Origin of the sequence: uncultured Campylobacter sp., from assembly GCF_938045625.1 — a bacterium.
Lineage (GTDB): Bacteria > Campylobacterota > Campylobacteria > Campylobacterales > Campylobacteraceae > Campylobacter_A.
Genome location: NZ_CALIAV010000065.1, coordinates 17,999 through 40,246, shown reverse-complemented (window position 1 = coordinate 40,246; position 22,248 = coordinate 17,999). Strand labels below are relative to the sequence as shown.

The following is a 22,248-nucleotide window of genomic DNA, read 5'->3' as shown; positions in this document are numbered from 1 at the left end:
AAGCCAGAGTCTAAAATTCCTGTAAAAATCTAAACTACGAGGAAATTTAAAATTTGCCGCCGAGCGCCGTTTTAAACAAAATTTCCACAAGAGACTCATTTTTAACATAAATTTTTAATAAAGAGCTAAAAATTTTGAATTCTAAGCGAATTTAAAACAAAAATTTAAGCCGCATTTAGCTAAATTTATGCCTTAAATACCGACCGACCGCACACGGTGCGGAAAATTTGATTAAACCGACGAAAAGCAAAAAGGAGTTTTTGATGAAAAAGATTTTATTTTTGTCGCTTTTGCCGATCTTGGCGTTAGCCGTAGATCCCGAAGTAGCGAAAAAAAATGCCGAAATTTTCGGCTTTTGGACGCTCATACCGCCCGTGGTGGCGATAGTTTTGGCGTTTATCACCAAAGACGTCGTTTTGTCGCTGTTTATCGGCGTTTTTAGCGGTACATTTCTCATAAACGTCATCGATTCTAGCATCCCGATGACCTTCGTAAAGGGCTTTACTGACATCGTAAAAAGGGTCGTGGGCTCGCTGGCCGATAGCTGGAACGCGGGCATCGTGCTTCAGGTGCTTTGTATCGGCGGCGTGGTCGCGCTCATCACCAAAATGGGCGGAACCAAAGCCGTGGCGATATGGCTGAGCAAAAAGGCTAAAACAGGCGTTTCGGCTCAAATTTCAACCTGGGTGATGGGACTTTTCGTCTTTTTCGACGACTACGCGAACTCCCTCATCGTGGGCCCGATCATGCGCCCGATAACGGACAAATTTAAAGTCTCTCGCGAAAAGCTAGCCTTTATCATCGACGCTACCGCCGCTCCGATAGCGGGCCTAGCCGTCATCTCGACTTGGGTCGGACTTGAGATCTCTCTGATCAAACAAGGCTACGAGCTCATCGGCATAACGAACGTAAACGCCTTTAGTATATTCGTCGAGACGATGCCTTATAGATTTTACAACCTTTTCATGCTGTTTTTCATCGTCTGCACCGCATTTATGGGGCGCGAATTCGCCGGTATGCTAAAAGCCGAGCGCAGAGCTAGAGCGGGCGAACTGCACCCTAGACGGGGCGGAGCTATGATAGAGGACGTCGAGGATAAAACGCTAGAGCCTAAAGAAAACATAAAACTACAAAGCTCAAACGCCGTTATTCCGCTTTTGGTGCTTATTTTGGGCGCGTTTGTTAGCTTTTATTTTAGCGGTCTGGGTGCTCTTGAGGGCGAGGTTCTTGAGAGCGCGAAGGCTCATCCGCTTACGTTCCACACCTTCCAAGCTACTTTTGGCGCTGCCGATGCGTCCGTGGCGCTATTTCAGTCTGCTTTATTAGCTACGGTGGTGGCGATATTTATGGCTGTTTATAGAAAAATTTTGACCGTTCGCGAGGCGATAGAGACATGGGGCAAGGGCTGGAAAACCATGATAACCACGATCATCATCCTGCTTCTTGCGTGGTCGCTTAGCTCGGTGATCAAGGAACTTGGCACGTCTCGCTATCTAGTCGATCTGCTTTCGCAGTCTACGCCAAAGATCGTCCTTCCGGCGGCGATTTTTATGCTGGGTTCGTTTATCAGCTTTTCTACCGGCACCAGCTACGGCACGATGGGCATTTTGATGCCGCTTGCGATACCGCTAGCTAGCGCGGTCGGCATGCACAGCGGACTAGAGGGCGACGCCTTGCACGCTTATATGATAGTAAATATCTCAGCCGTTCTAACGGGCGCGATATTTGGCGATCACTGCTCTCCGATCTCGGATACTACGATACTCTCGTCTATGGGTGCTGGGTGTAACCACATCGATCACGTCCAGACGCAGATGCCTTATGCGCTTGCAGTTTGCGCGATCAGCATTTTTGCGGGATACTTCCCGACCGCACTTGGCCTAAGCATCTGGATAGTGCTTCCTTTGGGGCTTTTGGTGACGGCTTTGGTTGTTAGATTCGTCGGGCAAAGGGTTTAAATTTGCCCGATAAGTTTTGCAAATTTTTAGGAGAGTGCGGTAGCTGCACCCTTGATATGCCTTACGAGGAACAGGTTAAATTTAAAACCGAGTTCATAAGGCGCGAATTTGAACCGTTTTATAACGGCGAATTTGAGTTTTTCGCCTCGCAGAGTGCCGCTTACCGCACTAGGGCGGAATTTGGGGTTTGGCGCGACGGCGAGGAGCTAAGATACACGATGTACGGCGCTAAAGCCAAGCGTATTTTTATAGACGAGTGCCCGAAAGTAGCCGCTCCTATCGCAAATTTGATGCCGCGTTTGCTCGAAGCGCTTGCGAAAAATCAAATTTTAAAAGAGAGACTCTTTGGCGCCGAGTTTATCTCGTGCGCGAGCGGGATACTGGCGACGCTGCTCTATCATAAGCGTCTATGCCAAGCCGAGCAGAGCGAGATAGAGAGCCTAGTGCGCAAATTTGCCGATCTGAGCGTAACGATAGCTGCGAGGGCAAAGGGGCAAAAGCTGCTAAGTAATGAACTAAATTTAGAGGACAGCCTAAACATCGGCGGTAAAATTTATAAATTTACATTCGGCGACGGAGCTTTTATCCAGCCAAACACTGCCGTAAACGAAAAGATGATCGCGTGGGCGAAGAGCTGTGTAGAGCGCGGCGCAGATCTGCTCGAGCTTTACTGCGGACACGGAAACTTTACCGTCCCGATGGCGGAAAAATTTAAGCGCGTTTTGGCGACCGAGATATCGAAAAGCTCAATCGCAAATGCGCTCAAAAACTGCGAACTAAACGGCGTAGATAACATCAAATTTTTGCGAATGAGCGCCGAGGAGCTGATGAACGCGTTTGGGCGCGAGCGCGAGTTTAACCGCCTAAGAGAGCTTGATATCTTTAGCTATGACTTCTCGCACGTTTTGGTTGATCCGCCGCGCGCGGGGCTTGATGAGAGCGTGATAAATTTCATTAAAAACTACGAAAATATCATCTATATCTCCTGTTCGCCGCAGAGTCTAAAACGCGATCTAGCGCAACTTGCTCTAACGCATGAGGCGGTTAAATTTGCCGTCTTCGATCAGTTTGCAAACACAGCTCACATCGAGTGCGGCGTACTTTTAAGGAGTAAAAATGCCTAGCGATCTAAGGCAAATTTTATCCTCCGCTAAAAATATCGCGGTCGTGGGCCTTAGTCCAGATGAGGGCAAGCCTAGCAACGAGGTGGCGAAATTTCTAATCGAGAGCGGTTTTAACGTATTTCCCGTCTACCCAAAATTTGATGAAATTTTAGGGCGTAAGGTTTATCGAAATTTGACCCAAATAGATCAAGATATCGACATCGCCGTGATGTTTAGAAAAGGCGAGTTTGCGAGCGAGCTAGTAAAGGACGCCGTCAAAAAGGGCGTAAAAACGCTGTGGTTGCAGCTTGGTATAACAAACGATGCCGCAGGAGCGGTCGCGCGCGAAAACGGGATAAATTTCGTGCAGGATAGGTGTATAAAAATCGAGCTACAAAGGCTTAACTGGGCTAAATTTGACGACGAAGCTTGCACTGTAAATTTAGCGGCCCGCGGCAAAAAGTAAATGTAAAAACGAAAATAAAGAAAACGTAAGCAAAAATACGGTAAATAAACGCGCAAGCAAAAAGCGATGAAAAGTAAAATTCAAACAAAAAACGAAAGGCTAAAATGATCTCTCTAAATAAAATAATCCAAGCCAAGCGCACGATAAGCGGCTTTGTGTACAAGACGCCGTTTGCCTACAGCGCAAAGCTAAGCCTCGCAAGCGGCGCGCTCATCTACCTAAAAGAGGAAAATCTCCAGCGCACGGGCGCGTATAAGATCCGTGGCGCGTATAATAAAATCGCAAATTTAAGCGCACAGGAGCGTAAAAAAGGCGTCGTCGCAGCAAGTGCGGGCAATCACGCCCAAGGCGTAGCTATTTCAGCGCGCGAGTTTAAGACGCCTGCCACCATCGTGATGCCTGAGTCTACGCCGCTTTTAAAGGTGCTAGGCACAAAAGATCTAGGCGCCGAAGTCATCCTAAAGGGCGATAACTTCGACGAGGCCTACGCCTACGCCGTTGAGTACGCCAAGCAGCAGGGCATGAGCTTTATTCATCCATTTGACGACGAGTACGTGATGGCTGGGCAGGGCACGGTGGGGCTAGAGATGCTTGACGATCTGGCCGAGCTTGAGACCATCATCGTACCGGTGGGCGGCGGCGGGCTAATCAGCGGCATATCAAGCTGCGTAAAACAGGTAAACCCCGACATCCGCGTGGTCGCCGTGAGCGCAAAGGGTGCGCCTGCTATGTTTAACAGCTTTGGCGCTAAAAAGAGCATAAACTCAAAAACAGTTCGCACGATCGCCGATGGTATCGCGGTTCGAGACGCGAGCGAGACGACTCTGGCAAATATCCTAGAGTGCGTGGACGAGTTCGTGCAGGTCGATGACGAGGAGATCGCAAATGCGATTTTGTTCCTGCTTGAGACGCAAAAGATCGTGGTCGAGGGCGCGGGCGCGGTCGGGGTGGCTAGTATCTTGCATAACAAGGTCAAATTTAAAGCCGGCGAGCGTATCGGCATCGTGCTAAGCGGCGGAAACATCGACGTGCAGATGCTAAACGTCATCATTGAAAAAGGCCTCATCAAATCCCACCGCAAAATGGCGCTGCAAATCACGCTGATAGATAAACCAGGCGCGCTCATGAGCCTAACCGATAGCCTAAAGATCGCTAATGCCAACATCGTAAAAATCGACTACGACCGCTTCTCCACGAGTCTGGAGTACGGCGACGCTAATATCACGATCACGCTAGAAACCAAGGGCGAAGACCACCAAGAACTCATCAAAAAAGTGCTTAGAGAGCATGATTTTAAATTTATTCAGGTGTTTTAAGCTGTTTAAATTTGAGCCCAAATTTAGCTATCAAATTTGGGCTTGGCGTTAAATTTGCCTCAAATTTGCGTCAAATTTAAAACCCGTATCTCAAAGGTGCGGGTTTTGCCAAACTGCGCCGTAAATTTAAATTTATATCGATACAAAACAACCCAAAACTCAAATTTAACGATTATTTTAACGAATTTCGCTAAAATCGCCTTTTAAAGGAGCAAAGATGATAGATGTTACAAGCCTTATTTTAACGATTTTGCTAGCGGTTTGCGTATTTACGATTTTTAGATTTAATAAAGCCTTAAAAACCGCGCAAAAGCCTGCGATGACGCAGATTAGCACCGAGATATCGCAGCTAAAATCCATCGGCGAGCTATCCGTTTTTCAGGTCTATAGCAAAGAGATCGTGACCAAAACCGACCACGCATTTGGCAGCTTTGGCAAGGAGTATCTGCGCTGGCTGGTGAGCGAGAAAAAGCTCTCGATGATATTTGAGTTTGAGATAAATTTCATCTACGACCTAACGAGCCCGCGCCTAGAGATCGTAAACGTCGCGAGCGAGGAGTATCTCATCAAGATGCCGCCTTGCAAATACAAATTTTCGATCGCGAATATGAAATTTTACGACGAGAAAAACGGCAAATTTATCCCGTTTTTGCTGCCTGATTCGCTAAATGGATTTTTCGGTAGCAGCTTTAGCGAGGAGGATAAAAACAGGCTCATAGAGGAGGCGCGCGCCGAGGTCGAAAAGATGTCCGTACGCCTGATAAATCAGCTCCAGTCCAAGATCCACAAATCCGCGCGCGATACGCTAGAGGCGATCGCAAAGAGCTTCGGGGCTAGGGCGGTGAGATTTGAGTTTAACGACGAGGGCGAGCAGGTTCGGCTAAATCTGCAAAACGTGGCATGAGGGCAAGATGGCATTCGTAAAAGCGCTTTTGATAGGTAAAGCAAGACAGTACGGCAACGCGGCGGCCACGGGCGAGCTGGGCAAGGCGTGGCGCTCGGCGATATTTAAAAATGCGCAAACGGACGAAATCTACGCGAACGAGCTTGGTTTTGAGGGCGACGAGGTAGCCGACGCTAAGCATCACGGCGGCGTAAACAAAGCCGTGTTTGCAAACTCGCTAGAAAACTATCCCGCGTGGGAAGCTTATCTTGGGCTTAAAAATTTGCCGTTAGGCGCGATGGGCGAAAATTTAACCGTTAGCGGGCTGGATGAAACTAGTGTAAACGTTGGCGACGTGCATAAAATCGGCTCGCTGGTGCTACAAGTAACCCAGCCGCGAAAACCGTGTTTTAAGCTCGCAAAACGCTGGGGAAATGCAAATTTGGCTAAAGAGATTTTTGCTACGGGATTAACCGGCTGGTACTACAAAGTGCTTGAAAACGGGTCATGCAAGGCCGGCTGCGAGATAGAGATCCTGCAAAAAAACGAAAATGCTCTAAGCGTGATGCAGATAAATAAACTATTTTTTAATCCGAGTGAAAATTTGGATTTGTTGCCTAAATTTAGAGCTCTTGAAGCGCTACCTGCTAGCTGGCAGGACGATATAAATAGGCGCTTAAATGGCTCGTATAGCACGGCTTTTATGGAAAAACTTTGAAAAAACGGCGAAAATTTGCCAAAAAGCTTGACAAATAAGGTAAAAATATATATAATCACATTTCTTTTTACAGGCTGGGGTATCGCCAAGCGGTAAGGCAATTGGTTTTGGTCCAATCATCCAGAGGTTCGAATCCTCTTACCCCATCCACTCAAATTTCATCGCGGAGTAGAGCAGTGGTAGCTCGTCGGGCTCATAACCCGAAGGTCGGCGGTTCAAGTCCGTCCTCCGCAACCAAATCTAAAATTTACCCTTCACTTACCCCAAAAAATCAAATTTTGAATTAAAGAAAATTATTTATGAGCTTTGACGTATCTCAAATTTTAATCGTTTTGCTGCTGATCGTAATCGTTTTGCTGGCTTTAAAGCTATTTAAAAAGCAAAAAATCAAGCAAACTAGATATAAAAGTGATAGCGGCGATACGGTAAAAAGCCGTGCCGAGCTCATCGTGGCAAATTGGCTATTTTACCGCGGTATAGAGTTTATCTACGAGAAAAAGGTGCCGACCAAAGAACGCGTTATTAGTGATTTTTACCTGAAGCAAAGCGAAATTTATATCGAATTTTGGGGACTTGAGACGCCGCAGTATCTAAAAAGAAAAAGTAAAAAAATCAAAATTTACAAGAAAAACCGCCTAAAACTCATCCAAATGAACGACGATAGCCTGCGCGATCTAAACGTGTTTTTCGCTAAAGAATTTGCAAGACTCGGCGTGAAATATCAGATCAAACCAAAACAGTAAAATTTGTCAAATTTAAACGTTCCCGTCTTTGTCGCAAATACAAAACGCAAGAAAATGACCGTTAAATTCGGCGTATACAAAATTTACCAAATTAGAATAAAGGCGTTTGCAGTCATTTAAAAAATAGATATTAGTAAGGTATAAGAGCTGAAGTTGCCGATCGTAGTGCGCGAGCGATAAAGCCGTTTGAGCAGGGGTATGAGGATATGGTTGTTAAAAAGATTTACCGCTCGCGTAACGCTAGGCGATCGTTTATGCTTTTAAGGTCGGCAAATTTGCCCCAAAATGGTACGCAGTCGGCGGCGAGTTTGATTAAATTTGGTTGCCGCGATGAAAAACAACCCAAATCGTATCGCGCACCATTTTAAGGTTTGGCAAATTTAACCAAAATAACGATTCTTGTAAATTTGCCTCGCTCATATTACTACATCGCCAAATTTAACCTTTAGCATTTTCAAGATGCGGGTTATGCCCAAAATCGGTCAAATTTGATAAATCCGTAAAAATTAAACAAAAACTTACAAGCCTGGTCGCTTCGTTTAAATTTAACTAAAGTCCGTTTGCGTCACAGTTAGACGCGGCAAAAAGTCCGTAAAATCTCAAGCAAAGCCCGCGCAAAAGCCTAAATTCAAAGCTAAAAATGTATAATTACCCCAAATTTTTAAACAAGGAATAACAATGGATAGAGTAGAACAGGCCATAAACGACATCAAAAACGGCAAAATGGTCGTAATGGTCGACGATGAGGATCGCGAAAACGAGGGCGATCTGGTATTTGCGGCGACGTTTAGCGACACGCAAAAGGTAAATTTCGCCATCACTCACGCAAAAGGCGTGCTGTGTCTCGCGCTAAACGAGGAGATCGCGCGTCGTCTTGATCTAAATTTGATGGTGGATAAAAACACATCCTGCCACGAGACGGCGTTTACCGTCACCATAGACGCCAAAAATACGACCACGGGCGTGAGCGCATACGAGCGCGACGTCACGATCCGCCTAGCGGCCGATCCGATGTCAAAGCCGCAGGACTTCGTGCGCCCGGGACATATTTTCCCGCTCATCGCTAAAAAAGGCGGCGTACTAAGCCGCACCGGACACACCGAAGGCTCGGTCGATCTATGCAAGCTTGCCGGCCTAACGCAAGCAGCCGTCATCTGCGAGATCGTAAAAGAGGACGGAAATATGGCCCGCAGACCAGATCTAGAGGCGTTTTGCGAGAAATTTGGGCTAAATATGGTCTCGGTCTCCGAGCTCGTGCAGTACCGCCTAAAACACGAAAGCCTAATCGAGATAAAAGAAAAAAGCACGGCTAAGATAGCGGGCTTTGACGCCCTAAAATGCGAGATCCTAGATCACAAAGGCGAGCGTCACTATGCCTTTGTTTTTGGCGAGATAAAAGACAAAACCGCGGTCAAATTTCATCAAATTTCAAGCGACGTAGAGCTACTGTGCTCGGATAAATTTGACGACTTGCGAGATTCGCTCGAGTATCTAGCTAAAAACGGCGGCGTCGCGGTGTTTTTACAAGGCGAGGAGAAGTGCGGTGGACAGGTCAAGGACTACGGCATCGGGGCACAAATTTTACACAAGCTAGGCGTCAGCCGTATCGAGCTTTTAAGCGCAAATAAAAACAAAGATTTCGTCGCGTTAAAGGGCTTTGGACTTGACATCGCGGGCTACAAAGAGTAACGCAAGCGGGCCTAGCGAGGTCGCCAGGGCCTTTGCCAAGACGCTAAATTTGGGGCTTTTATACGCCGATAAAAAAGGCGTCATAAAATTTATAAATAAAAAATTTGAGCGAATTTTTGCTCTGGCGCCAAAAATTTTTTACGGGGCAAAATTTGACGATATGATCGTTGTGGCGCAGGGACTTGGCGAGCTAAAAAGCTTTGAAAATCTCAAAAATAGCCCGCTAAACTCGAGCGATTTTATAGTAAAAAAGGGCGAAAAAAGCTTCAGGCTAAACGTATCGAACGTGCTTGAGGGCGGGGTGAAATTTGACGGATTTATCCTCGCGGTCACCGACGTTACGCACGAAAAGGAGCTCGAAAAAAAGGAGCTTGAGCAAAGGCGCTCGGTGCTGGTTCACGCCAAAACCGCGCTGGTAGGCGAGATGATAAACTCCATCTCGCATCAGCAGCGCCAGCCTCTAAGCGCGCTGGGGCTGTATCTAGATAACATTGAGGAGTGCGCGAGCGAGGGCGAATTTGAGCGCATACCGGCTCAAATCGCAGCCTGCAAAAAGAGCCTAAGGCTCATGGACGAAACGATAAAGGCGTTTAGAAATTTTTATTCAAGCGGCGAGGGGACGGCGAAATTTGATCTCGTTAATATCATAAACGAGCTTATTTTGATAGTGCGGCCAGAGCTAAACTCTCACGGTATCGAGCTAAAATTTGCTCACGAGGGCGGCAAATACGAGCTTAAAAGCGTCGCTAGCTACGTGAGGCAGATCCTGCTCTCTTTGCTCTCAAACGCCAAGGACGTGCTGGTTGATAGCGGATGCGAAACGCCGCAAATTTTGATCGAGCTAAAGAGGGCCGGCGAGCTATTTAGCGTGAGCGTGAGCGATAACGGCGGCGGGGTAAAAGCAGATAGCGATAAAATTTTCGAGCTATTTTTTACGACGAAAAATACGGGCACCGGCACAGGGCTAAACGTAGCTAGGGAGCTTGCCGTAAAAAAGCTAGGCGGGTCGCTGGAGCTTGAAAACGCGGCAAATCCGACTAAATTTACGCTATTTTTGGGCGAAATTTAGACGTGGCTGTAAATTGGAAAATTAGTTTGAGGAATTAAGAACTACAAGCAAGAAACGAGGCTAGCGTGTATAGCAAAATAAAAAATATCTTAAACGGCGTAAATTTGCTCATCGTCGAGGATAACGAGAGCCTGCGCGAAAGTATCAAAATATCGGTCGAAAACTACGTGAGCGAGGTTTACGCCTGCGCAAACGCGAAAGAGGCGCTGGAGGTTTTTGAGGCAAAGGGCGTAAATTTGGTGCTTTCGGATATCAACATGCCACACATGAACGGACTTGAGATGGCGGCTCGCATCAGGGGGCTGGATAAGGACGTGCCCATTATTTTTCTCACCGCATACGATAGCGACGAAAACGTGCTTAGTGCGATAGAGCTAGGCAGCTTTGGCGTACTAAAAAAGCCCTTTGAAAAGCGCGAACTCATCATGGAAATGAGCTTTGCGGCGAATAAATTTAAAAACGATTTTGCGGAGGTCGATCTAAAAAACGGCTTTAAATTTAATGCCTTTAGCAGGCGGCTAACAAAGGACGGCGAGCCTGTGGCGCTAACGAAAAAAGAGCAAAATTTGCTCCATCTTTTTCTAAAAAATCAAGGGCGCGTCGTGAGCTTTGAGATGATCGAGGCGTGCGTCTGGCAGGAGGGTAGCTGCACCGCCGACGCGATACGAAGTTTTGTGTATAAACTACGCAAAAAACTCTATCCAGAACTCATTCAAAATGCCCAAGGCAGCGGATATGCGCTTATCTTGGGCGAGCAAAATCAGCGCACGGTGAGTCAAACGAGCTATATCTGAGGCAAGACGGCTTAATCAAAAAGTCATAGTTTAATACGAAACTCGGCGATTATAATCCGTTTAAAATTTACGTTTTCTTAAAAGCGTAAATTTAGCATAAATTAAAATTTAAGTCGTAAAATGCGAATTGCTAATTTTAAAATCAACTTTAAGGAGAAAATATGCAAATAAATTCGCAAGAAGTAACGCAGGCGCCGGGCAATAACACCGTCTTTCAAACTTGGTTGCTAAGCGGCGACGAAAACGCCTGTAAAAAGGGCTTTGAGAGGCTTTGCGCTTTGGTGGTAAATTTAAACAAAACGGCTAAAGTGAGGTTTGGCGCGGAGGCGAACGTAAACTGCGTTATCGGCATCGGACGCGACGCGTGGCTAAAACTAGGACTTCCGCAACCGCTACCAAAAGAGCTTGTAAATTTTAAAGCTATAAAAGGCGACAAGCACGAAGCCGTGAGCACTGCGGGCGATATCCACGTGCATATTAGGGCGTTAGACGCTGCGGACTGCTTTGATATGGCGCAAAATGTAAAGGCCGAGCTTTTTAAATTTGCCAAGCTCGCAGACGAAACTCAGGGTTTTAAATACCACGACGGCAGAGCGATTATCGGCTTTGTAGACGGCACCGAAAATCCAAGCGGCGAAGACCGAGATTATTTTGCCAAAGTCGGTGACGAGGATAGGAAATTTAAGGGCGGCAGCTACGTATTTGTACAAAAATATAAACACAAAATGAGAGAGTGGAATGCAACTAGCGTGAGCGAGCAAGAAAAAGTCATCGGCCGCACTAAGGCAGACGACATCGAGATGAGCGAGGATGAAAAGCCTAGCAACTCGCACTCCGCCGCGGCAAACGTAGGCGATGATAAAAAAGTCGTTCGCGGAAATATGCCTTTTGTCGAGGGAAGCGTGACGGGGACGTACTTTATCGCGTATGCTAGCACGTTTTCGACGGTTGAAGCGATGCTAAATAAGATGTTTATCGGCGAGCCGCGCGGCAACTCGGATAGATTGCTTGATTTTAGCACGCCGGTCACCGGAGCGCTATTTTTCGCGCCTACTTTTGATATGCTCTCAAGCTATAGCGCGGAGTAGGATTTTTCGGCTCGCGAACCATCCTAAATTTCGGGCGTTTTGCGGGCTGACGCTTTCAAATTTGCTTTCAATAACCTTGCCGAATTCGCTTTTAAAATTTAAAACCGAGACTAGTATTTTTTCGTAAGCTTTTACCGCTAAATTTGCAAAATTTACTTGCAAATTTACGGCATGAACCGCGCAAATATAAAATTATATTTTCATAAAATCATACTTTCATCATACTTTTCTTATATAATCCTTTTACATCTTAAATTTAAGGGAGAAAAATGAAAAAAATCCTACTATCAAGCTTGCTTGCCTGTTCGCTCTTTGCAGCGGGCGAGGTATACAGCCCGTCGGTAAAAGACGTCTATGCCGACGCGACGTCGCAAAAAAGCATAGGCAGGCTCTTGCCGACGAACGGGGTTAAAATTTTAGCCACGCAGGGCGACCGCGTGAAAATCTCCGTCAAAGGCTACCAAAATCCCGCCGTTAGCAACGTTGTTTATTTTAGTGACTCCGAGCGCGTCATCGCCGTGGCGTTTGCCAAAACCGCGACGCCCGATATAAAGGTCGTAAAAAAGGGCGCTAACGGCAAATGGGACGAGGTCGAGACCGTGGTCTATGCGCAAAAAGACGGCTTTACGAGCGATCTAGGCGGACTTTTTGCTAAGGGCGACGAGCTTTACAAAGAGAGCTGCGGAGTGTGCCATTCGCTACATCAAACCACGCACTACAAGGCAAATCAGTGGCCTAACCTGCTAAAATCGATGATCGCGCGAACGGCGATCGGCAAAGACGACGAGTGGCTGGTGATACAGTACTTGCAAAAGCACTCTGCCGACGTGAACGTGGCGAAAAAGTAAAAAGCGGCGCGTAAATTTGACGAGGGTTTACGCCTAACGCGCTCGCAAATGGACGAGATTTGCGGGAGCTAAATTTTTATAAAGGTCGCGGCAAAGCGGCTGTTTTTAAAACGCCGAATTTGAAGGTTCGGCGGATGGTAAATTTAGCGCGTAAGACGAGATGCGCGCTAAATTTGAGCGACTACTTTGCGGGCTAGGCTGCGCGAACGAGGCTTTTAGCCGTCAAATTTGACTCGCTGGACTAGAGAGCGGTCAAATTTGAGCGTAAAAGCTTAAATTTGAGTCCGTGCAAAAGACCGGCTTTGCCAGTTTGTGAAGTAAATTTTAACAGGGTACCCTACGCAGTAGGGACTTTAGGTGGGTGCAGGGAGCGCTTGCGCTTCCGCTCGGAGGTCGGATTTTATTCGACCGAGAAATAAAAATAGGAGAGAAAAATGAACCTACAAAGACGAGATGTATTAAAGGGCGGAGCGGCGCTTGCGGCGGCTCCTTTGTTTTCTAGCGTAACGGCGTCAAATTTACTCGGCGCCGAGCTAAATACGGCAAACGTACGTAACGGCGAGGTGCTAACGGCCGCTCACTGGGGTATGCTAAAAGTTAGCGTCAAAGACGGCAAGATCGTAAAATCAGAGCCGTTTCAAAAAACGAGCGAAGTGTATAATCCGTTGCAACACTACACCGCCGACATGGTCTATAAATCGCGTATAAAATACCCTATGGTGCGCAAAAGCTACCTAGAAAATCCGGACTCGCCAAAACCCGAACTAAGAGGCAAAGACGGCTGGGTACGCGTACGCTACGAGGACGTGATAAAGCTAGTAGCTAGAGAGCTAAAAAAGACGAGAAAACAAAAGGGGCTAGAGGGCGTGTTTGCGGGTAGCTACGGCTGGAAATCAAGCGGCAACGTGCACAACTCGCGAATTTTACTTCATAGATTTATGAACCTTAGCGGCGGATTCGTGGGGTCTTTGGGTGACTACTCGACGGGGGCTAGCCAGATCATCATGCCTCACGTCGTGGGTAGCATCGAGGTCTACGAGCAGCAAACTAGCTGGCCTGTGGTACTAGAAAACTCAAAAGTAGTCGTCATCTGGGGAGCAAACCCGATGGCAACCCTTCGTATAGCGTGGACTAGCACCGACGAGCAGGGCTTTAAGTACTTTGAAGAGCTAAAAAACAAAAAAGATATCAAAGTGATCATCATCGACCCTATTAAAAGCGATACGGCGCAGTACTTTGACAAGGCTCAGTGGATCGCTCCTGTGCCAAACACCGACACCGCGATGATGCTAGGCATGATGCACTACCTATACGAGAGCGGCAAATACGATAAAAACTTCATCGAGACCTATACGAGCGGCTTTGATAAGTTCCTGCCGTATCTGCTGGGTAAAACCGACGGCACGCCTAAAAATTTGGAGTGGGCGAGCAAAATTTGCGGCCTTCAAGCAAGCCTCATAAAAGAGCTTGCCAATACCTTCGCCGCTAACCGCACGATGATAATGAGCGGTTGGGGCATGCAGCGCGCGCATCACGGCGAGCAGCCGCACTGGGCAATGGTGACTTTGGCGGCGATGTTAGGACAGATCGGGCTTCCTGGCGGAGGATTTGGCCTTAGCTACCACTACTCAAATGGCGGCGCTCCGACTTGCAAGGGTGCTGTAATCGGCGGAGTAAATAGCGCAAGCGTGGGTAAATTTAACGACGAGGGCGAGTTTATCGGTACCGATAGCGGAGAATTTGACGCAAACGGCCGCTTCGTCGCTAAGGCTGCGGCGGTTGCGGGTACGGGTCAAAGCTGGCTACAAAAGGCGACTCACTATGCATTCCCAGTCGCTCGTATCGCAGACGCCCTGTTAAATCCGGGCAAAGTGATCGATCATAACGGCAAGAAAATCACGTATCCTGATATCGACTTTATCTACTGGGTCGGTGGTAATCCTTTCGCCCACCATCAGGAGACCAACCGCCTGCTAGAAGCGTGGCGCAAACCTCGCACGGTAGTCGTAAACGAATCTTATTGGACGCCGACGGCTAAGATGGCTGATATCGTATTTCCAACCACAACCGCATACGAGCGCAACGACGTCACGATGACGGGCGACTACTCAAACATGAACATCGTACCGATGAAGCAAGTCGTGGAAAAATACGGCGAAGCTCGCGATGATTATCAAATTTTCACCGATCTTTGCAAAGCGTATGCTAAAAATTTAGTCGTCGCCTACACCGACAACGGCAAGGACGAATTCGACTGGATCAAAGAGTACTACGGCGCGGCGTACGAGCAGGTTAAGGCTATACCTGATTTTGAAACCGATATGAAGCCGTTTGAGGAGTTTTGGAATGAAAATAAGCCGGTAACTTTTGCCTCGACGCCTGAGAGCGATACGTGGGTGAGATTTGGCGAGTTTAGAGAGGATCCGGTGCTAAATCCTCTAGGAACGCCAAGCGGCCTAATCGAAATTTACTCCGAAACCATCGAGAAAATGGGCTATGACGACTGCGGCGCGCATCCGATGTGGTTTGAGCCGATCGAGTGGCTAGGCATGAAAGATAAACCTGCCGAGCTACACATGCTAAGCCCGCATCCGACCGATCGCCTCCACTCGCAGCTAAACCAAACCTCTCTGCGCAAAAACTACGCGATTGCAAACCGCGAGCCGATCTGGATACACCCTAAAGACGCCGCGAAAAAAGGTATCAAAACGGGCGATTTGGTTAGAGTATTTAACGCGCGCGGCGAAGTTCTAGCGGGTGCCTTGGTGACGCAAGATATCAAAGAGGGCGTAGTTAAGCTCGCTGAGGGCGTATGGTACGACGGATTTGACGCGGGTCTTTGCAAAAACGGCTCGCCAAACGTACTAACTATCGATATCCCGACTAGCAAGCTAGCTAACGGCAACATCAGCCACACCGCGCTTGTAAATATCGAGAAATTTACGGGCAAGGCGCCTGAGCTAACGGCGTTTAGCGATCCGAAATTTGCTTAAATTTGAGGCTGCAAACTAAAATCTGCGGCTTAAATTTGATAGAGCCTCGCCGGGTTAAATTTGACTCGGCGAGGCGTTTAAAATTTAGCTTTTAAATTTAACTTGAAGCAGTTAAATTTGGATTAAATTTATCGTTTTTGCTACGCTGATTTTGCTTTCATACCGCTTTATATTTTATTCTCATAAAAATTACTTCTTATTTTTAATAAATTTGGACTGGATTTTGCTTTTAAAACATAGTTAATGTAAAGTTTTAATTTTATTTAATTTTTAACGTAGTAAAATAGAAATTTTAATCAAAATCTAAGGAGAGAAAATGCGTTCTATCACAAACAAGATCGCGCTAATGCTCATCGTCGCGCTGATCGTTTCGTTTGCCGCTATTTCGGCGGTTAGTTATTATACGGCTGAGAATAAGGTCGTTCAGCTCGTTAGCCAAAATCAGGCTCAAATTTTAAAAGACGTCAATACTGTTGCTAATTCGTTTTTTGAAGATTATTTGGCTATGGTCAAAAAAATAGCTGTAAACATCGAGAAAATTTCAGACGACGGCGATGATATAATGCGTCATTTGGTGCTAGAAAAAGAGCTTGCAAATTCGTTGGTTACTTATGTTTACTATGGACGCGAGGATGGTTATTTTTTCCAATCGGACGGTAAAAGAACAACCTTGGCCGATAACTATGATCCGCGAACTAGGGGTTGGTACGGAGCGGCTAAAAATGAAAATAAAGCTATTTATATGCAGCCTCGCTTAACTTCGACTAACGATTTGGTCGTAACTTTCGTAGCACCTGCGGTAAAAAACGGTAAATTTGTCGGTATAGTAGGTATAGATATCGATATAAAAACTCTAAGCAAAAAAATCCTCGATATGGGCAAGACCGAATACGGCTATGTTTATCTAATGAATCAAGACGGCGTCATGCTAATGCACTCAAATCCTGAGAATGTCGGCAAATCAGTCGACTCTACTACATATCTCTCCAAGCAATACGCAGAAAAGAAATTTGATAAAAACGGACTTATTCCTTATACTAACTATAAGGGCGAGAACGTAACGGCTAAACTTTTGCCTATCAACGATAAAGGCTGGCTAGCAGTCGCAGCTATCGGAGCGGATACTTTTTCTAGCAATACCCTTCCTCTACTTAAGGCTCAGCTTGCGCTAGCGGCGTTATTTATAGTCGCTCTTTCGATTTTTGTTTATGTATTGCTTAAAAAATCTCTCAGTCCGATAAAAACTATCCAAGAAAAGCTTGAGGATACGTTTAAATTCGTTACACATGAGGTATCTAAGGCTCCTGAAAAGTTAGCCGTAAATACGCAGGATGAATTCGGCGTTATGAGTAGGGCTATCAACGAAAATATAGATAAAGTAGTCTACGGCATCAAAAAAGATAGCGCTCTGATCGAGGAGATGAACGGCATCGCAAATCTCATGATAAAAGGCCATATGGGCGCAACTATAAAGGCGGATCCTAATAACCCGGCTCTAGTGCAACTAAAAGATTTGCTAAATAAATTCTTTAGCTCAATATCGTCAAATTTAAAAGACATCGCACGCGTGCTAAACTCATATAACAAAAATGATTACACCGCTAAAATCGAGCTCAAAGATGAGCTAGAAAGCGATCTAAAAGATATGATCATGGGTATAGAGAGCGCCGGTGTAGCTGTTAGCAATATGCTAAAAGAAAATCTAAACGAGGCTGAAAGCCTAGAAGCAAAAGCTAAAATCCTAGCCGAATCTATGAAAAATCTAACCGACGGAGCCCATAAGCAAGCAGACTCCATCCAAGAAAGCGCCGCCGCGATCGAGCAGATGAGTAGCTCTATGAACGCGATCAGCCAAAAGGCGCAGGACGTAACCCGCCAAAGCGAAGAGATTAAAAACATCATCGTAATAATCCGCGATATCGCCGATCAAACCAACCTGCTAGCTCTAAACGCCGCTATCGAAGCGGCAAGGGCGGGCGAACACGGTAGAGGCTTTGCCGTAGTTGCCGACGAAGTACGCAAACTAGCGGAGCGAACCCAAAAATCTCTAAGCGAAATCGAAGCCAACGCAAACGTGCTAGCTCAAAGCATCAATGAGATGAGCGAGAGCATCAAAGAGCAATCAGACGGTATAAATATGATAAATCAGTCAGTCGCGCAGATAGATACGATCACTCATCAAAATATCTCTATCGTAAATACTACCAACGACGTAACGGCCGAGATAGACGATATGGCTAAAAATATCGTCTCGGATGTTAGAAAAAATAAATTTTAAATCGAATTTTAAAAGCGAATGTCAAAAATCAGGCATTCGCTTTTTTGATTTAAACTCTACTTAATCCATTTGCAACACCGGCAAATTTAATCGCTTTGTAGCTTTCTCTTGTTTTTTCATCTTAAATTTGTGCCCTTTCGAGCTAAATTTGCCGTAAAATTTGACTATAATTTTGCAAAGGATAAAACATGCAAGAATGGGCTTTATGGGCGCTAGCTTCGGCGGTTTTTGCCGCGCTTACGGCGATTTTCGCCAAGGTCGGGCTTGAGGGCGTGGACTCAAATTTCGCGACCTTTATCAGGACGCTGGTTATCGCCGGGGCGCTGATTTTGTTTCTCACGTATGCTAAAAAGTGGCAGCCCCTTGGCGAGCTAAGCGCGCGAAACTGGGTGTTTTTGACGCTTAGCGGACTTGCGACGGGCGCGTCGTGGCTAGCGTATTTTAAGGCGCTTCAGATAGGCTCCGCCTCGCAGGTAGCGCCCATAGATAAGCTTAGCGTCGTTTTGGTAGTCGTTTTTGCGGTTATATTTTTGGGCGAGCGCCCGAGCGTCAGAGAGTGGATCGGTATCGCACTGATAGCTAGCGGCGTGTTTACGCTGGTTTTTGCAAATAGATAGCTTACGAGTAAATTTGATTTGAGTTAAATTTACCAAATTCGGCGAGCGTAAAAGCTCGCGTCAAATTTGTACCCATCAATCACAAATTTGATATATGCACATTGTCAAATTTCAACCGCAAAAATACAAGCTATCAAATTTTGCCCTTAAATTTCGCTTCATGCTCCAAAAGCCAAATTTTAGTCGCCAGCCCTTCGCCGCCGCTGTATCCGCCGAGGCCGTTTGAGGCGACGACTCTGTGGCAAGGCACGACGATTGGGATTTTGTTTTTCGCGTTTGCAGAGCCTGCCGCGCGAAATGCCCTCGGCCGCCCAGTCATCGCTGCGAGCTGGGCATACGTAACTCGCTCGCCATATGAGATCTTTTGCAGATTTTCATAAACGCACCTCTGAAACGCCGTACCGCAGATATTTAGTCGCGTTTTAAAGGTTTTTAGCTCGCCTTTAAAATACCTTTCAAGCTCGCTTAAGCAGAGCCTTAAATTTGCGTCCGTTACGTCAGTGCGGACAAAATTTCGCACGAAATTTATCTCGCAAACTCCGCTCTCGTCGCCGCAAATCTCCAAAACGCCCACAGGCGAGTCAAAATACGCTTTTTGCATAGTAATTCCTTAAAATCAAGTGCTTAAATTTAGCCAAATTTCGCTTTGTTTTGCTAAAATTACGTAAATTTTAATAAGGATAAAAGATGGATTTTTTCACGCAGTACGAAAAACACGTAAAAGAGCGCGAGGTCCTGGGCGTGCCGCCGCTGCCGCTAAACGAGGAGCAGACCAGAAAAGTCTGCGAGCTTTTAAAGCTCGAAAGCGCGCACGAGAAGGAGTTTGGCGGCGTAGGCGAAGCGATGAACGCCGCAAAGCTAGATGAAAATCAAAAGAGAGTAAAGCGGCTCGTAAATTTACTCGCAAATCGCGTAAATCCGGGTGTAGATGACGCGGCGAAGGTAAAGGCGGAGTTTTTAAACGAGATTATAAATCACGGACTTGAGATAAGCGGCCTTGACAAAATCGGCGCCGTAAATTTGCTGCGACCGATGCTGGGCGGATACAGCGTCATCGTGCTGATTGAGAGCCTAAAAAGCGCCGACGAAGCCGTAGCACAGGCCGCCTGTAACGCGCTAAAAGAGACGATTTTCGTGCATGATTATTTTAACGACGTGGCGCAGCTTGCTAAAAGCAATAAATTTGCGCTAGAAGTGCTACGCTCGTGGGCGGAGGCGGGGTGGTTTAAAGCGCGCGAGAGCCTGCCTAGGCGTATCAGAGCGGCCATCTTTAAGGTTGCAGGTGAAACCAACACCGACGATCTAAGTCCCGCTAGCGAGGCCTACACGCGCTCGGATATCCCGCTACACGCAAACGCGATGCTGGTTAAGCGTCAGCCAGGCAGCCTAGAGACGATCGGCGAGCTCAAAAAAAGCGGGCTCGAGGTCGTCTACGCGGGCGACGTCGTAGGTACGGGCAGTAGCCGAAAAAGCGGCATAAACTCCATCCAGTGGCACCTCGGGCGCGAGATAGAGGGCGTGCCAAACAAAAAGACGGGCGGTATCGTGATAGGAACGGCGATCGCGCCGATATTTTTTAACACCGCCGAGGATAGCGGCGCGCTACCGATCGTAGCCGACGCGAGCGCGCTAGAGACGGGCGACGTGGTGGATATCTATCCGTACGCGGGCGAGATTTTTCGCGTAGGGCGGGTAAATTTGAGCGCCGAGAGCAAATTTGACGGAGTACAAATTTACGGTGAAGCTAAATTTGAAAATTTAAACGAAAACGAAAAGCCCGAAGGCGAGCCCATTGCTCGCTTTACGCTTGCGCCGAACACGATATTTGACGAGATCAGAGCGGGCGGGCGCATACCGCTCATCATAGGTCGCTCGCTTTGCGGTAAGGCTAGGGCTGCGCTAAATTTGGGCGCGGAGGATATATTTGCCAAGCCTGTGCAGCCGCAAACGGACGAGAGCGAGGGCTACACACTAGCTCAAAAGATCGTAGGCAAGGCCTGCGGCGTGCAGGGCATCAGAGCCGGGCAATACTGCGAACCCGCGACGCTAACCGTAGGCTCGCAGGACACCACCGGGCCGATGACGCGCGACGAGATCAAGGAGCTGGCTAGTCTTGGATTTTCAGCCGATTTCGTGTTGCAGAGCTTTTGCCACACGGCGGCCTATCCAAAACCAAGCGACCTTGAGACGCAAAGGACGCTACCTAAATTTATGAGCTCGCGCGGCGGAGTGAGTCTGAGGCCGGGCGACGGCGTCATACACTCGTGGCTAAACCGCATGGTACTGCCAGATACCGTGGGCACGGGCGGCGACTCTCATACGCGCTTTCCTATCGGTGTGAGCTTTCCGGCTGGTAGTGGACTGGTGGCATTTGCGGCGGTATCCGGAGCTATGCCGCTAAATATGCCAGAGTCCGTGCTTGTGCGATTTAGCGGGCGGTTGCAAAAGGGCGTGACGCTACGCGATCTGGTAAACGCAATCCCGTACTACGCGATCAAGCGCGGGCTGCTCACGGTCGAAAAGAAAGGCAAGAAAAACGTATTTGCGGGTAAAATTTTAGAAATCGAGGGGCTGGAGGAGCTAAAAGTCGAGCAGGCATTTGAGCTAAGCGACGCCTCGGCTGAGCGCTCTGCGGCGGCCTGCGCGGTAAATTTGAGCGAGCAAAGCGTCGCTGAATACGTCCGCTCAAACGTCACTCTCATCGAGGCGATGATAGAGGCCGGGTATGAGAGCAGGGCGAGCCTGGAGCGCCGCGCGGCAAAAATGCGCGAGTGGCTAGCGGCGCCCGAGCTGCTGCGATCCGACAAAAACGCGCGCTACGCCGAGGTGATCGAGATAAATTTGGACGAGATCATGGAACCGATCCTAGCCTGCCCGAACGACCCAGACGACGTCGCGACCCTGAGCGAAGTGCTAGCTGATAGCTCGCGCCCGCACAAGATCGACGAGGTGTTTGTGGGTAGCTGTATGACCAATATCGGCCACTACCGAGCGCTCGGCGAGGCTCTGCGTGGGCTCGGCACGCTGCCTACTAGACTCTGGATAGCGCCGCCAACAAAGATGGATCAGCGGCTGCTGGAGGCGGAGGGCTACTACGATATCTTTCGCGCGGTGGGTGCCCGCACGGAGGTGCCCGGCTGCTCGCTTTGTATGGGTAACCAAGCCCGCGTAAATGACGGTGCGACCGTGTTTTCGACCTCGACGAGAAATTTTGATAACCGCATGGGTATGGGCGCTCGTGTGTATCTTGGTAGCGCCGAGCTAGCGGCAGTTTGCGCCGTGCTAGGTAGGCTACCAAGCGTCTCAGAATACATGAATATCGTACCCCAAAAGCTTGCAGGCAAAGAGGCGCAGATCTATCGGTATCTAAATTTTAACGAGATAGAAAATTTTAAAATTTAATTTTTCGTTGCAGTAGCGTATTTTGCACCGGCGTATATACTACTTTAGATAGTTTGGACGGCTGGCGTGTCGCATTTTCACGCTTGCGCGTCTAAACGTCTTTGCAGCGATAATCTTACGGACGGCGACTGCGCTGATCGACTAGCTTTTAGGCTAGGCAAATTTTGCGGTAAGTAGGCTGCGCCGATATTATCGGTATAGCCTAAATTTAGTCCAATGGGGTCTGAATAAGTGTGCGAGACGTTAAGCGGTAAATTCTTGTAGCTTGTAGGTTAAAGCGTAG

Annotated in this window: 17 protein-coding genes and 2 tRNA genes; 18 read left to right on the top strand and 1 reads right to left on the bottom strand. The window is 47.5% G+C overall.

Features of this window, described 5'->3' with window-relative positions; all coding sequences use genetic code 11:
* The first annotated feature begins 263 nt into the window (after nt 1–263).
* The 17 genes from Q0386_RS06995 (at nt 264) to Q0386_RS06915 (ending at nt 18,563) form a co-directional block, all read left to right on the top strand.
* Entirely contained in the window at nt 264–1,958 is a 1,695-nt protein-coding gene (locus tag Q0386_RS06995; protein ID WP_299029015.1) for a Na+/H+ antiporter NhaC family protein, read from the top strand.
* Between the two features lie 2 nt (nt 1,959–1,960).
* On the top strand, nt 1,961–3,082 hold the full coding sequence (gene trmA / locus Q0386_RS06990; RefSeq protein WP_299029012.1) for a tRNA (uridine(54)-C5)-methyltransferase TrmA: 1,122 nt from the start codon (nt 1,961–1,963) through the stop codon (nt 3,080–3,082).
* Complete coding sequence (locus tag Q0386_RS06985; RefSeq protein WP_299029009.1) at nt 3,075–3,527, top strand: CoA-binding protein; 453 nt, start codon at nt 3,075–3,077, stop codon at nt 3,525–3,527. The genes trmA and Q0386_RS06985 overlap by 8 nt, the downstream gene beginning before the upstream one ends.
* A gap of 104 nt (nt 3,528–3,631) precedes the next feature.
* Entirely contained in the window at nt 3,632–4,843 is a 1,212-nt protein-coding gene (ilvA, locus tag Q0386_RS06980) for a threonine ammonia-lyase (RefSeq protein ID WP_298946727.1), read from the top strand.
* A gap of 217 nt (nt 4,844–5,060) precedes the next feature.
* Nucleotides 5,061–5,747, top strand: coding sequence for a DUF4230 domain-containing protein (locus Q0386_RS06975; RefSeq protein WP_299029006.1), 687 nt, complete (start codon nt 5,061–5,063; stop codon nt 5,745–5,747).
* A 7-nt stretch (nt 5,748–5,754) separates the two neighbouring features.
* On the top strand, nt 5,755–6,444 hold the full coding sequence (locus Q0386_RS06970; protein WP_299029003.1) for an MOSC domain-containing protein: 690 nt from the start codon (nt 5,755–5,757) through the stop codon (nt 6,442–6,444).
* Between the two features lie 75 nt (nt 6,445–6,519).
* Nucleotides 6,520–6,594 (top strand) — tRNA-Gln (locus tag Q0386_RS06965).
* A gap of 12 nt (nt 6,595–6,606) precedes the next feature.
* A tRNA-Met gene (locus Q0386_RS06960) sits at nt 6,607–6,681 on the top strand.
* Between the two features lie 62 nt (nt 6,682–6,743).
* A complete protein-coding gene (locus tag Q0386_RS06955) occupies nt 6,744–7,187 on the top strand; it encodes a helicase IV (RefSeq protein ID WP_299029000.1) in 444 nt (147 codons plus the stop codon).
* Nucleotides 7,188–7,865: 678 nt separating this feature from the next.
* Nucleotides 7,866–8,876: a bifunctional 3,4-dihydroxy-2-butanone 4-phosphate synthase/GTP cyclohydrolase II gene (locus tag Q0386_RS06950; protein WP_299028997.1), complete on the top strand. Its 1,011-nt coding sequence runs from the start codon at nt 7,866–7,868 to the stop codon at nt 8,874–8,876.
* Nucleotides 8,851–9,945, top strand: a complete 1,095-nt coding sequence (locus tag Q0386_RS06945; RefSeq protein ID WP_299028994.1) for an ATP-binding protein — start codon at nt 8,851–8,853, stop codon at nt 9,943–9,945. The genes Q0386_RS06950 and Q0386_RS06945 overlap by 26 nt, the downstream gene beginning before the upstream one ends.
* Nucleotides 9,946–10,010: 65 nt before the next feature.
* On the top strand, nt 10,011–10,739 hold the full coding sequence (locus tag Q0386_RS06940; protein ID WP_299028991.1) for a response regulator transcription factor: 729 nt from the start codon (nt 10,011–10,013) through the stop codon (nt 10,737–10,739).
* Between the two features lie 161 nt (nt 10,740–10,900).
* A complete protein-coding gene (locus tag Q0386_RS06935) occupies nt 10,901–11,827 on the top strand; it encodes a Dyp-type peroxidase (protein WP_299028988.1) in 927 nt (308 codons plus the stop codon).
* A 269-nt stretch (nt 11,828–12,096) separates the two neighbouring features.
* On the top strand, nt 12,097–12,675 hold the full coding sequence (locus Q0386_RS06930; protein ID WP_299028985.1) for a cytochrome C: 579 nt from the start codon (nt 12,097–12,099) through the stop codon (nt 12,673–12,675).
* Between the two features lie 434 nt (nt 12,676–13,109).
* Nucleotides 13,110–15,668, top strand: coding sequence for a molybdopterin-dependent oxidoreductase (locus Q0386_RS06925; RefSeq protein ID WP_299028982.1), 2,559 nt, complete (start codon nt 13,110–13,112; stop codon nt 15,666–15,668).
* A 316-nt stretch (nt 15,669–15,984) separates the two neighbouring features.
* Nucleotides 15,985–17,946 carry a methyl-accepting chemotaxis protein gene (locus Q0386_RS06920; protein ID WP_299028979.1) on the top strand — a complete coding sequence of 654 codons (1,962 nt, stop codon included), beginning with the start codon at nt 15,985–15,987 and terminating at the stop codon, nt 17,944–17,946.
* Nucleotides 17,947–18,134: 188 nt separating this feature from the next.
* A complete protein-coding gene (locus tag Q0386_RS06915; RefSeq protein ID WP_299028976.1) occupies nt 18,135–18,563 on the top strand; it encodes an EamA family transporter in 429 nt (142 codons plus the stop codon).
* A 133-nt stretch (nt 18,564–18,696) separates the two neighbouring features.
* Here Q0386_RS06915 and Q0386_RS06910 read toward each other — a convergent pair whose 3' ends face one another.
* Nucleotides 18,697–19,164 carry a methylated-DNA--[protein]-cysteine S-methyltransferase gene (locus Q0386_RS06910; RefSeq protein ID WP_299028974.1) on the bottom strand — a complete coding sequence of 156 codons (468 nt, stop codon included), beginning with the start codon at nt 19,162–19,164 and terminating at the stop codon, nt 18,697–18,699.
* 86 nt (nt 19,165–19,250) lie between these two features.
* On the opposite strand from Q0386_RS06910, the gene Q0386_RS06905 reads away from it, so the two are divergent.
* Nucleotides 19,251–21,965 carry a bifunctional aconitate hydratase 2/2-methylisocitrate dehydratase gene (locus Q0386_RS06905; protein WP_299028971.1) on the top strand — a complete coding sequence of 905 codons (2,715 nt, stop codon included), beginning with the start codon at nt 19,251–19,253 and terminating at the stop codon, nt 21,963–21,965.
* Nucleotides 21,966–22,248 lie beyond the last annotated feature (283 nt).